This is a genomic window from Empedobacter tilapiae (genome assembly GCF_004785645.1).
GTDB classification, from domain to species: domain Bacteria; phylum Bacteroidota; class Bacteroidia; order Flavobacteriales; family Weeksellaceae; genus Empedobacter; species Empedobacter tilapiae.
The window spans coordinates 236,460-249,312 of sequence record NZ_SRPE01000004.1; the positions used below are offsets into that span (position 1 = coordinate 236,460).

The following is a 12,853-nucleotide window of genomic DNA, read 5'->3' on the forward strand; positions in this document are numbered from 1 at the left end:
AAAAAAATAAAAACATGAAGAATCTATTGAAATTTTTGGCGGTAACATTTTTCGCCTTATTTGTATTCACAGCTTGTAATGATGATGACGATCCTGCAAATAACGATTTTTTTGCAGGAACTTACAAAGGAAGTATAAGTTATAAAGACGCGAATAATTCATTATCAACTCAAAGTGGTAGTGTGTTTGTAACAAAAATTGCAAGCGGAACAAAGTATAATTTTGCTTTTTCTGATAAAATTCCAGATTTAAACGGTGTTGAGTTTGAGAAGAAAGGTGACAATACTTTAGTGAGTGTTGGAGCAGATGAATTATCTTATATTAGAATTGATAATGCTAAATTGACAATTCTTTACACAAAAGACGGTAAAACTTGGACTGCAAATGCAACAAGATAATTTTTAGGAATAATAATAGAAAAGACGTTCAGTAGTGAGCGTCTTTTTTTATACAATATTTTGAGCTGAAAATAGTTAAATATAAAATGATGTTTTATGAGAACGATTGTATGTTTTGCTTCATTATTATTGATGATATTTTCTTGTAATAATGAGGATGATAGCCAGAATACTATTTATAAAGAAAAATATGAAAGACGATTTATTATTTTTCAAGATTCTTTAGGAGGAATTGTACAAGATAGTGGAGTAGTGCAAGTTTCTCAATCTAAGAATTTATATAAATTTGATTTTATCACATCTCAAAAAATTGATCCGATAGAAAATATTCAAATGGAAATGACAGGAAGCAATTCGTTAAGAAACGTGGGTTGGACACCAACAAAATTGATTATGCTTTCCAAAGATAGTATAAATATTTCTTACAAAGAAGGAAAACGATATTGGTTAGTCAATTCGATTAGTAAAAATTAATCATAAAAAAAACCACTCAATATTGAGTGGTTTTTTTTATGATTTAAAATTTCAGATTATAATCCGAAAGCTGTTTTAATTTGATCTACGAAGTCTAATTTTTCCCAAGTGAATAATTCAACTTCAACTTCAACAACATCTTGTCCATTAGCAGATTCAAAACGTTTTGAAACCGTTTTTGGTTCTCTACCTAAGTGTCCGTAAGATGCAGTTTCTTTGTAAATAGGGTTTCTTAATTTTAATCTTTGCTCGATAGCGAAAGGCTTCATATCAAAGATTTCAGAAACTTTTGTAGAAATTTCTCCTTCAGTTAACTCAACTTTTTGAGTTCCGAATGTATTTACTAATAAAGAAACTGGAGCAGCAACACCAATTGCATATGAAACTTGTACTAAAATTTCGTCTGCAACACCAGCTGCAACTAAGTTTTTAGCAATATGACGTGCAGCATAAGCAGCAGAACGGTCAACTTTTGATGGATCTTTTCCTGAGAAAGCACCACCACCGTGTGCACCTTTACCACCGTAAGTATCTACAATAATTTTACGACCAGTTAAACCTGTATCTCCGTGAGGTCCTCCAATAACGAATTTTCCTGTAGGATTTATATGGTAAGTAATACTATCTGTAAATAAATCGCGTAAATGAACAGGTAATTGTGCCTTAACACGAGGAATTAAAATGCTTACTAAATCATTTGTAATTTTATCTCTCATTGCTTCTTCATTCGCGAAGTCATCATGTTGAGTAGAAATTACAATAGTATCAATACGAACAGGTTTGTTGTCATTATCATATTCAATTGTTACCTGAGATTTAGCATCAGGACGTAAATATGGCAATAAATCTTTTTCGTATTTGCGGATATGCGCTAATTCTTTCAATAATCTGTGTGATAAATCTAACGCCAAAGGCATATAGTTTTCAGTTTCGCTTGTAGCATAACCAAACATCATTCCTTGGTCACCAGCACCTTGCTCTTCGTCAGATTGTCTGTCTACACCTTGGTTAATATCTGGAGATTGCTCGTGAATTGCAGATAAAATTCCACAAGAATTTGCATCAAACATATATTCACTTTTTGTATAACCAATTTCAGAAATTGTTTCTCTTGCAACACGTTGTAAATCGATATATGAATTAGATTTAACTTCTCCTGCTAAAACAACTTGTCCAGTTGTCACTAATGTTTCGCAAGCTACCTTACTTTTTGCATCAAATGCTAAAAAATGGTCAAGAATTGAATCAGATATTTGATCGGCAATTTTATCCGGATGCCCTTCAGAAACTGATTCTGATGTAAATAAATATGACATTTCTATACTTTTTTATATAATATAAAAGAGGGGAGGAGATAACTGAAGTCCTGTTTTAGCAATTATTTTTATGAGGTTGCAATCAGTCAAATCTTTCCTCTTGATTTTTCGAGTTCAAATATACAATGAATAATATGAATAAAGAAAGAAATTTAACATTTATTAGTCTGTTAAAGCTATTCATTCAATTCGATAATGAAATATTAAATAGAATAAACATGATGGAATTTAATGATTTGCATAGTTATTTTCTAAACAAATGTAAATTATTGTTCTTTTTTAGATAATTATTCAAATTATTATTATTACTTTAGAAAAAAATAATTATAATATGAAATTTGATACTCTCGATCAACAACTACTTATGTACCTACAAGAAAACAGTAAAATTACCTATAAAGAATTATCTGATAAATTAAATCTGTCTTCAACAGCAATCCACGAAAGAATTAAGAAATTAGAGAAATCTGGAATTGTTTCTAAATATGTTGCGCTTGTGAATAGAAGACTTATAAACAAAGAACTTTTGGTTTTTAGCCATATTAAGCTGCAACAACATTCAGCTGATAATATTCGTGTTTTTGAAACTGAAATTCAAAATTTAAAAGAAGTACAAGCTTGTTTTCATGTCAGCGGTGATTATGATTATATTGTAAAAATGTCTTTTGAAAATATGGACGAATACAGAGATTTTATGGTAAATAAATTAACAACTATAAATGTGATTGGTAGTACTCACAGTACCTTTGTAATAGGTGATGTAAAAGATGATACTGCTTATCAATTGATATAAAATAAAAACAGAAATGAGTAAGGAGATAGCAGTTTTAGGAGCGGGGTGTTTTTGGTGTGTGGAAGGAATTTTTAATTCGATAAATGGAGTAGAGGAGGCTATTTCTGGTTTTACAGGAGGAAATGTAGAAAATCCTACTTATCGTCAGGTATGTGATACAGACACAAATCATGCAGAAGTTGTTGAAGTTACATTTGATAATGAAGTTATTTCGTACAAAGAATTATTAGAGATTTTTTGGAACATTCACAATCCCACTCATTTAAATAGACAAGGTAATGATGTTGGAACACAATATCGTTCGAGTATTTTTTACACATCAGAAGATCAAAAAAAGCAAGCTGAAGAATCGTTAAAAGAGTTTGACAACGGAACTTTATATGAAGATAAATTCGTTACAACAATAGAGTCTTTAGATAAATTTTGGCCAGCCGAAGATTATCATCAAGGTTATTACAATGAAAATCCGGATCAGCCATATTGTTCGGCAGTTGTAGGACCAAAAATTGCAAAATTTAAATCTAAGTTCAAACAGATTTTAAAATAAGAAAAGCGACCAATTGGTCGCTTTCATTTTATTTTCCTTTTTTGCGTGCTTTCGCTTTTTGTTTTTGCTGACCACGGTTTTTAGGTTTAGATTTTGGTGGTTTACGTTTCGTAGGACCTCCTAAATTCACCTTTTTATTTTTATCTTTTTTCTCGTGAAATGCAGCACCACGTTCTTCGATTTTTACAGTTGTAAGCTGTTTCATTTTTACAACATCTTTCTCAAACTCACGTTTTACAGGATTGATTTTTACTTCCTCTTCAGGGAATGGAATCTCGTAAATCTCTTTATCCATTAATGCTTCAATAGCATCTAAACGTTCAATTTCTTTTTCAGAAAAATAAGAAATCGCTTCACCTTTTTTATCTGCACGTCCTGTACGTCCAATTCTGTGAATATATTGTTCTGGAACATCTGGAATCTCGAAATTGATTACATGTGTAACATCTGGAATATCCAAACCACGAGCCATAATATCTGTCGTAATAATACCTCGGTATTCATCTCTGGTAAAAGCTTCCATTGTTCTCAAACGATAATTTTGAGATTTGTTAGAATGAATTACACCAAATTCATCTGGATAAATTTCATCTAAATGATTAAAAATTAAATCAGCATGTTTTTTATTATTTGCGAAAATTAAAACTTTCTCAAATTTTGCTTTGTCTTCTAATTGATGAACAGTTAAATTCAATTTAGTATTGAAGTTCTCAACTGGAATAGCCGATTGAGAAATTTTTTCTAAAGGAGTTCCCGAACGAGCCAATGAAATTTCAATAGGATTTTTGAAATATTCGTGCAACATATCATCAACCTGATCTGTCATCGTTGCAGAGAATAAAATGTTTTGACGTTTATCGCTCATCATTGTAAATAAATGAATCAGTTGTGGACGAAAACCTAAACTCAACATTTCGTCAAATTCATCAACCACTAATTTCTTCATTTCTTTGAATGACAACACATTGTCAATCGCCAAATCTAAGACACGACCTGGCGTTCCAACCAAAATATCAACGCCTTCATACATCAATAATTTTTGTGTATTGATGTTTACACCACCATAAATTCCTAAAACACGAACATTGATAAATTCTGTTAATTGCTCTAAAATATCGGTAACCTGAACAACTAATTCGCGCGTCGGAACCAAAATAACAATCTTTGGTTGATTCGTTTTAGAGTATTGATAAGTATTCAACAAAGGCAATAAGTAAGCCATTGTTTTACCTGTACCTGTTTGGGCAATTCCCATTATATCTCGTCCAGAAAGAATCGGTTTGAATGATTTTTCTTGAATTGGAGTAGGGGTTGTGATATTCAACTTTTCTAAAGCCGAACTCAATTGTTTTGTTAATTCGAAATCCGCGAATGTAGCTTTCATTTTGCAAAGATAAGTTTTCTTGATGACTTCTTAAAAACTCAATGTGCAATCCGTTCAAATTCGTTGAAACTTCGTACTTTTGCATTTCGATTAAGTAAAAAGGAATAAAATGAGTTTAAAACAATACATCACGCAGAATGTTTTAGAAGCGATTCAAAACGTTTATCAAATTAACCCTGAATCTGTTGAAATTCAGTTCACAAGGAAAGAGTTTGAAGGTGATTATACATTAGTTGTTTTCCCATTAATCAGAACTTTGAAAGGTAAACCAGAAGAAATCGGTGCTAAAATCGGTGAAAATTTGGTTGAAAATAATAAAATTACAGCATTCAATGTTGTAAAAGGTTTCTTGAATATGAGTTTAAGTTCAGTAGAATTTCTAGAAAATTTTACTCAAAATGCTCAAAATTCAACTTTTGGAATTACGAAAGTTGATAAAAATTCGAGAACGGTAATGGTAGAATATTCATCGCCAAATACGAACAAACCTTTGCATTTAGGACATGTTCGTAATAATTTGTTAGGATTTTCGGTTTCTCAAATCATTGAAGCAGCAGGAAATAATGTGATTAAAACACAAATTATCAATGATCGTGGGATTCACATTTGTAAATCGATGATTGCTTGGGAAAAATTTGGAAATGGTGAAACGCCAGAATCTGCAAATATGAAAGGCGACCATTTGGTTGGAAAATATTATGTGGAATTTGACAAACATTACCGTCAAGAAATCAAAGAATTAGAAGCGCAAGGAAAAACGGAAGACGAAGCGAAAAAAGAAGCTCCAATTTTCTTAGAAGCACAAGAAATGCTGCGTCAATGGGAAGCACATGAACCAAAAGTTATTGAGCTTTGGCAAAAAATGAACGGTTGGGTGTATGATGGTTTCGCGAAAACGTACAAACGTCTTGGTGTTGCTTTTGACGAATATTTATACGAATCGAATACCTACATTTTAGGAAAAGATATTGTTGAAGAAGGTTTAAACAAAGGTATTTTCTACAAAAGAGAAGATGGTTCTGTTTGGATTGATTTGACTGCAGAAGGTTTGGATGAAAAATTAGTTTTACGTTCGGACGGAACTTCAGTTTATATCACGCAAGATTTGGGAACAGCTGTAGAGCGTTTCAAAAATAATCCAACGTTAGAAGAATTAACGTATGTTGTAGGAAATGAGCAAGATTATCACTTTAAAGTTTTGTTCTTAATCTTGAAAAAATTAGGTTATTCTTGGGCTGATGCTTTACATCACTTGTCTTACGGAATGGTTGATTTACCAAACGGAAAAATGAAATCTCGTGAAGGAACAGTTGTAGATGCAGATGATTTGATGCAAGAAGTTTACAATACAGCAAAAGAGATTTCTGAAGAATTAGGGAAATTAGACGGAATGTCTGATGATGAAAAAGCTGAGTTGTACGAAACAATTGCGATGGGTGCTTTGAAATATTACATTTTGAAAGTAGATCCTAAGAAACGTATTTTATTCGATCCGAAAGAATCTGTCGATTTTAATGGAAATACAGGACCATTTATTCAATACACTTTTGCGCGTATTCAGTCTTTATTGAGAAAAGAATCTCCAAAAGAATTTGATGCAAATGCATTAGAATTGAATGCTGCTGAAAAAGAAATTATTCGTGCATTATACGATTTCGAAGATACAATAGAAAAAGCAGCAACAGAAATGAGTCCAGCTTTGATTGCGAATTATGTGTACGAATTGGTGAAATTATTTAATTCATTCTACCAAAACAATCCAATCTTGAAAAATGAAGATGAAAACGTGAAAAATTTCCGTTTATATCTTTCTCAATGGGTTGCAAATACAATTCAGAATTCGTTACGTTTATTAGGAATTGGTGTTCCAGAAAGAATGTAATCGACTTATAAAATAAATAAAATGCCTCATCAATTTGGTGAGGTATTTTTTTAACTTTACAATATGAAAATAGGAGATTTACTGAAACAAAAAGATCCTCACGATAAATTTAATTTGAAACGATTTCATGATGCGCAAAGTTTTGTGTATGATGAAATTTTGATGGAAGTTCATGCAGGAAAAAAGCAAACGAATTGGATTGTTTTTATGTTTCCTCAATTAGTTGGATTAGGTTCGAGTGATTCGTCATTAGAGTTTTCGATTTCTTCAAAAGAAGAGGCGAGAGCTTTTGTGAAAGATGAAGAGCTTTGGGGAAATTATTTAGAAGTTTTATCTGTATTATTAATGCAACATAAAGGCGTAATTCCGCAATTAATTTTCGGAAAAAATGATGCAATGAAACTGAAATCAAGTTTGACATTATTCAATTTTATAGTTCCGAAAGAAAAAATTATTAAAGATGTTTTGAAGTTTTTTTATGCAGATCAAGTCGATAAAAAAACATTAAGTATATTGAAACAAATGAATAAATAAAAAAATCTCGCAATTGCGAGATTTTTTTATGCCTATAATTAATTATTTTTTAATTATTTTTTTAGTTACATCTTTTCCATCAATTGTAGTTTTTAAGATGTAAGTTCCTTTTGGTAAAACTGAAATATCAATCTGATTTTGATTAGAGTTTAATATTTTTTGTCCTTGCATATTATATAGGATAGAGTTAGAGACAGTACCTTTAGTTTCGATATTAATAAAGTCTGTTGTTGGATTGGGATAAACTTCAAATTTTACTGAATTTATATCAGAAGTTCCTAATTTTGGTAATGATACTAAAAATGAAACTACCCCTGAATTAGTTTTTCCTAAGCCTACAATTTTAGAACCATCTTTTGAAAGGCCTAATGGTAGTGCAAAAGTAATTCCTAAATCATCATAACCTAGTGATTTTACATATTCATTTAATTCAATTCGTCCAGTTTTTTCTGTCCAAATAAAACCTTCTCCCATCGCTGCAGGACCAGGCCAAGGTCTATAATAACCTATTATTACACTTCCGTCGCTATTTATTGCAGTAGAAGCTCCGTTAAAGTAAAATCCTTGGTTAGGATGTTCTATTTTTTGAACACCAGTTTCTTTGCTGTAGCGCATAGCTATATCGTCACCTGTAGCTCCAATCATCCATTTTCCATCACCAGAAATACCTCCTAATTCAAGAACTTCATTTCCATTCTGATCCAAAACTTGATGTCTTACACCATCTTCCCAGTATACACCCCAACGATCGAAATCTGTATCATGCCATCCAACAACAGTTCGTCCATCGTTGCTTATTCCATTTGCTCTAGAATAATATTCTCCATCAGTTTTTAAATCCACAAATCCTGTATTTTCGCTCCATACAATACCATGAAAACTTCCATCTTTTGTTGCTCCTAATCCTGAAATATATTTTCCATCAGCACTCATTCCCCAAACAGAACTTGATTCATTTTCAGAAACTCCACCTAATCCTCCTAAATATTTCCATGCCTTTGTTTCAAGGTTAAAAATAGACATTTCATTAGCTCCACTAGTAGGATTCATAACCATAACAGCTATTTTTTTTCCATCTGATGTTACTAATGGATGTCCAGAATTAGCTGTGTCAGCTGCTAATTCCCCCAACAATTGAATTCCATTCTCTTGAGTCCAATAGTAATTATTGTCGACAGTATTTAATGTTACTACTTTACCATCATCTGAAACACTATAAGCTGTTTCTCCCGCTCCAATAACATAAACCTGTGCATCAACAAGATTTGCTCCAACAAATAACATTGTTATAGCTACTAAGTTTTTAAGTTTTAAGTAAACTTTTTTCATAATCAAAAATGTGTTAATTAATTTCATTCTAAAATTATGTTGATTAGCTTTAGAAAAAATGTTTTTAGAAACAGAGTGTATTGTTTTCTGATTTTTTAAAATTTAGTGTATAGAAAATCAATATTATATCCGTTGGTGTTATTTAATTGATTTTGAGGAATTTCTTTGAATTAAGTAAAGTAATTATCACAGTATTGATTTTAAAAATCATAATTACGGTTTCATTTTTATTAAATATTCAATTTTTCTGAAATAAATATTAAAAATAAAACAGCTATTTTCTTGTTCGTTTTAAGTTATATATCTTAATTTAAAAATTAAATTATACTTTATTTAATTATTGGTTTACTTTTTGTGTATTTCGTGCAGTATAATTAGGGTATAAATAAAAGGAATACTATTTTTGAACCATGCAGCTTTCCACAAAACAAAAGTTTTTTAAATACATAAAAAAATCAGTTAATTTTTTTCAAAATTTATTGAATCTCTTAAAACTTGTTTTAACAGAAAGACAATTTTTATACCTTTCATGTATATTAGTAGCGATTTCTTCTGCATTAGCTGTAATCGTTTTGAAAAGTTTCGCTCATAGTGTGTTTCAGTTTACTGTATATATTAATAACTTGGTTAAACTTCCATATATAAATAGTATACTGCCTATAATAGGTATTTTATTGACTGTTTTTGTAGTGCAGAAATTTCTTGATGGTTCTATAGAAAAAGGGACTTCACAGATTATGATTGCAGTAGCAAAAAAGTCTGGAATAATGCCTAAAAAACAGATGTATGCTCAAATTTTAACAAGCTCTTTAACTGTAGGTATGGGAGGTTCTGCTGGATTAGAATCTCCAATAACAATTACGGGGGCAGCATTTGGATCAAATTATGCACAATATTATAGGTTTAAGTATAAAGAGCGAACACTTCTATTAGCGTGTGGTGTTGCGGCAGGAATAGCAGCAGCTTTTAATGCTCCTATCGCAGGAGTTTTATTTGCAATAGAAATTGTATTAGCAGATATGAGTGTAACTGCTTTTATTCCATTATTATTATCTTCAGCTACAGGAGCTTTAATAGCAAATTTGACACTAAAAAGTAATATGTTACTTTCATTTCGATATGCTTTAGGATTTGATTACCATAATGTTATTTTTTATGTTATTTTAGGTGTTTTAGCTGGATTTGTCTCTGTTTATCATGCAAGATTATTTAGAAAAGTGGAACACCTTATAGGTACTTATTCTGATAATGTCTATTGGAGAGCAATAGTAGGAGCAGGAAGTTTAGCAATTTTAATATTCTTTTTCCCAACCTTATTTGGAGAAGGATATGAAAGTATTAAGTTTTTAGCAAACGATGAAGCAGGATTTATTTTAAATAATTCTTTATTAGAAAATTTTAGAACAAATCAATGGATTGTTTTAGGTTTTGTTTTTGTGACGATTTTAATAAAATCTATTGCGACAGGTTTAACTTTAGGAAGTGGAGGAAATGGAGGAAATTTCGCGCCTTCCCTATTCGTAGGTTCTTACTTGGGTTTTGTTGTTGCTAAGTTTTTCAATTTAATTGGTTTCAAAGATGTTCCTGTAGGAAATTTTACAGTAGTCGGAATGGCAGCTGTTTTGAGCGGATTATTTCATGCACCTTTAACAGCAATTTTCTTAATTGCAGAAATCACAGGAGGTTATGGTTTAATGATTCCTTTGATGATTGTTTCATCAATTAGTTTTGCGATATCAAAACGCTATGATAAATATTCAATGGATATTTATGCTATAGCAGATAAAGGAATTGTATTTACATCAGATAAAGACCGAAATTTATTTAATAAAATAGATTTGTTTTCTATTTATATTAAAAATATTAAAACATTAACCGTTTTTGATTCTATAGAAGATATTAAAACAATTTTTTCAACTACAACCCAAGATTTTATTCCTGTTTTAAATGAAGATCAATCAATTTATGGTATTATTGTTTTAGATAACATTCGATCATTTATTTTTAATGAAGAAATAAAGAATAAGAGTTTTTTAGAATGTATAACCGAAGCTACTTCTACATCTATTTTTACAAATGCTGCGAATGTGATGAAGATGATGGAGAATAAAAAAATAGATTATATTTTGTTAACTAAAAAAGGTAAATACGAAGGTTATGTGACAGAAAGTTTATTGCTAGAAAACTATCGAAGCAACTTAAATAAATTACGAATAGAATAACTTATTTGTCATTGTTATTCGAATTATCTTGCAAAATAAGATCATAATTATCATATTTCTTTTTTAATCGTTGTTTAGCTTTCTTTACAGAGTCGGGAGTTATACCTAATAAGTGAGCAATTTCTATGTTATTTAGTCCTAATTTTAAAAGGTAAATAATTCGTAAATTTGATTCAGTAAGTTTTAGAAAATTTTGATTTAAATATTTAACAAATTCTTTCTGTTCATATTCAAAAATGTTTTTAAAATTGTTCCAGTTTTCATCTGTCATTAAATGTGAATTTAATAAATGAGTTAACTTTCCATGTTGTTCCTCCATTTTTGAGAAACTAGAGTATGAAATATTATTGATCTCTTTATTTAAGACTTCGATTTGTTTATTTTTATCAGATAAATAAGTTTTATAAGAATCTAAAGTTTTTTTTGCTTCGTTTAGACGATTTTCTGATTTTAATTTCTGATTTTGAAGTTTCAAAACTTTATTTTCATAAATAGAATTTTGAATTTTAATTTTGCGTTTAAAAGAAATAACTACAAATAAAATTAAGATAAATAATAAACCAGCAATAAGAATGAATGTATTCTTTAATAAAGTTGTTTTTTCTCTTATTTCTTTTTCTGCTTTATATTTATAATTGAAATTATCTTTCTGAATACTCCAATTTATTTCATTTATAACATTTTCTCCATCAGCTTTCTTTAAATCAATCTCTAATCCGCTTAACCTTCTTCTTATTTTTAATTCTTCACTACTATTATTTTTTTTAATAGCAATTTGAAGTAAAATGGATTGGATATCATATTCGAAACTATTAAGATGTGTTTTTCTTGAAGCAATTTTTTCTGCTTCATTTAATAACTTTTCTGCTTTGTCAATTTGATTTAAACTTAAATATAATTCACCCAGTTTTATATCAGCATACATTAAATTTTTTAAGTTATTTTCTTCTTTGGAAATTTCAATGTCTTTTTTTAAATTACTAATAGCAAGTTCGTATTGTTTGTTATGAATATTAATAGCAGCAATATCGCCCAACGCCTTTGCGTATCTAATCTTATCATTGTTTTGTAAAGCATACTTTTGTGTAAGATAAAAATATTCATTAGCCTTTTTTAAATCATTTTTTTCGAGATAAATATGTCCAATTGCATTTAAGATTGTACCATATTCTTTATCCTTTTTATCTGTATATTGTAAGGCTAACAGTAGATATTTTTTGCTTTTATCGAATTCTCTAACATTCATAAAGAAAAAAGCATTTTTCTTATAAATATCACTTTTCTGAAAAATATATTCGTTATCTGTTTGTTCGAGAAGCTTAGAAACTTCCATAAAAAAAGGAAATGCCTTTTGGTAATCACTAAAGGAATAATAGTAATATCCATATTGAGTATTTACCCAAATTTGTAAATTAACTAAATCTATTTTTTCAGCTGAAGTTTTAGCTTTTTTAAAAAGTATATCACTTTTCGAATTAAGTTTATCTAGATTATTAGCATAAATTTTTGCTAAATATACTTTATAAATAATATTTAAATTTTCAGAAATTAAAGGAGTTGATTTACTTTGTAAGCCTTTAAAATTATTTTGTAATTGAATAGAATCTGTAATCTCTTTGTTTTGATTGATCACGTATTCTAACAAAACTAAATCTTCATTTTTTCTAGCTGAACTAAATGATATATTGGTAAATAAGATAAATAAAGTAAAGAGAAAAAAAATAAAGGATTTTAGCATATTTTTTTTTCAAATATAAATTGAAAAATTAGTTATAAAAAGTAAATGAATAAGTATTTTATAAACAATTAAGACGTGAATAAGTGTTTGTTTATTAGTCTCTTAGTGATTGTCCCCCAAAATGTCCCCTTTAAAAAAATAAATTTTATTTTCGTTTTTTCTAAATTTGAATAAGTAATGAGGATTACTAATTACCAAACTATTAAGTAAATAAGATTACACTCTCAATTAACTAA

The 12,853-nt window shown here is 29.5% G+C and carries 11 protein-coding genes; 7 read left to right on the forward strand and 4 right to left on the reverse strand.

Annotation, left to right across the window (positions count from 1 at the left end):
• Positions 1-14 precede the first annotated feature (14 nt).
• Both E4J94_RS07045 and E4J94_RS07050 read left to right on the forward strand, forming a co-directional pair.
• A complete protein-coding gene (locus tag E4J94_RS07045; protein ID WP_115001026.1) occupies positions 15-398 on the forward strand; it encodes a hypothetical protein in 384 nt (127 codons plus the stop codon).
• Positions 399-494: 96 nt separating this feature from the next.
• A complete protein-coding gene (locus E4J94_RS07050) occupies positions 495-872 on the forward strand; it encodes a hypothetical protein (RefSeq protein WP_135835144.1) in 378 nt (125 codons plus the stop codon).
• A 56-nt stretch (positions 873-928) separates the two neighbouring features.
• Here E4J94_RS07050 and metK read toward each other — a convergent pair whose 3' ends face one another.
• A complete protein-coding gene (gene metK / locus E4J94_RS07055; protein ID WP_135835145.1) occupies positions 929-2,188 on the reverse strand; it encodes a methionine adenosyltransferase in 1,260 nt (419 codons plus the stop codon).
• A gap of 331 nt (positions 2,189-2,519) precedes the next feature.
• Between metK and E4J94_RS07060 the strand changes: the two genes are divergently transcribed.
• Positions 2,520-2,981, forward strand: a complete 462-nt coding sequence (locus E4J94_RS07060; protein ID WP_135835146.1) for an Lrp/AsnC family transcriptional regulator — start codon at positions 2,520-2,522, stop codon at positions 2,979-2,981.
• Between the two features lie 13 nt (positions 2,982-2,994).
• Positions 2,995-3,528 (forward strand): peptide-methionine (S)-S-oxide reductase MsrA, encoded by a 534-nt coding sequence (msrA, locus tag E4J94_RS07065; protein WP_135835147.1) that lies wholly within the window; start codon positions 2,995-2,997, stop codon positions 3,526-3,528.
• Positions 3,529-3,556: 28 nt separating this feature from the next.
• Here msrA and E4J94_RS07070 read toward each other — a convergent pair whose 3' ends face one another.
• Positions 3,557-4,912: a DEAD/DEAH box helicase gene (locus E4J94_RS07070; RefSeq protein ID WP_135835148.1), complete on the reverse strand. Its 1,356-nt coding sequence runs from the start codon at positions 4,910-4,912 to the stop codon at positions 3,557-3,559.
• A gap of 109 nt (positions 4,913-5,021) precedes the next feature.
• Here E4J94_RS07070 and argS point away from each other — a divergent pair, with 109 nt between their 5' ends.
• Positions 5,022-6,794: an arginine--tRNA ligase gene (argS, locus tag E4J94_RS07075; RefSeq protein ID WP_135835149.1), complete on the forward strand. Its 1,773-nt coding sequence runs from the start codon at positions 5,022-5,024 to the stop codon at positions 6,792-6,794.
• Between the two features lie 63 nt (positions 6,795-6,857).
• Positions 6,858-7,328, forward strand: coding sequence for a DUF1810 family protein (locus E4J94_RS07080; protein WP_135835150.1), 471 nt, complete (start codon positions 6,858-6,860; stop codon positions 7,326-7,328).
• Between the two features lie 42 nt (positions 7,329-7,370).
• Here E4J94_RS07080 and E4J94_RS07085 read toward each other — a convergent pair whose 3' ends face one another.
• The gene (locus tag E4J94_RS07085) at positions 7,371-8,684 is read right to left on the reverse strand and encodes a T9SS type A sorting domain-containing protein (protein ID WP_135835151.1); all 1,314 of its coding nucleotides are present in this window, start codon (positions 8,682-8,684) and stop codon (positions 7,371-7,373) included.
• Positions 8,685-9,067: 383 nt separating this feature from the next.
• On the opposite strand from E4J94_RS07085, the gene E4J94_RS07090 reads away from it, so the two are divergent.
• Positions 9,068-10,879: a chloride channel protein gene (locus tag E4J94_RS07090; RefSeq protein ID WP_135835152.1), complete on the forward strand. Its 1,812-nt coding sequence runs from the start codon at positions 9,068-9,070 to the stop codon at positions 10,877-10,879.
• A gap of 1 nt (position 10,880) precedes the next feature.
• On the opposite strand, the gene E4J94_RS07095 is transcribed toward E4J94_RS07090, so the two are convergent.
• The gene (locus E4J94_RS07095) at positions 10,881-12,524 is read right to left on the reverse strand and encodes a tetratricopeptide repeat protein (protein WP_135835153.1); all 1,644 of its coding nucleotides are present in this window, start codon (positions 12,522-12,524) and stop codon (positions 10,881-10,883) included.
• Between the last annotated feature and the right edge of the window lie 329 nt (positions 12,525-12,853).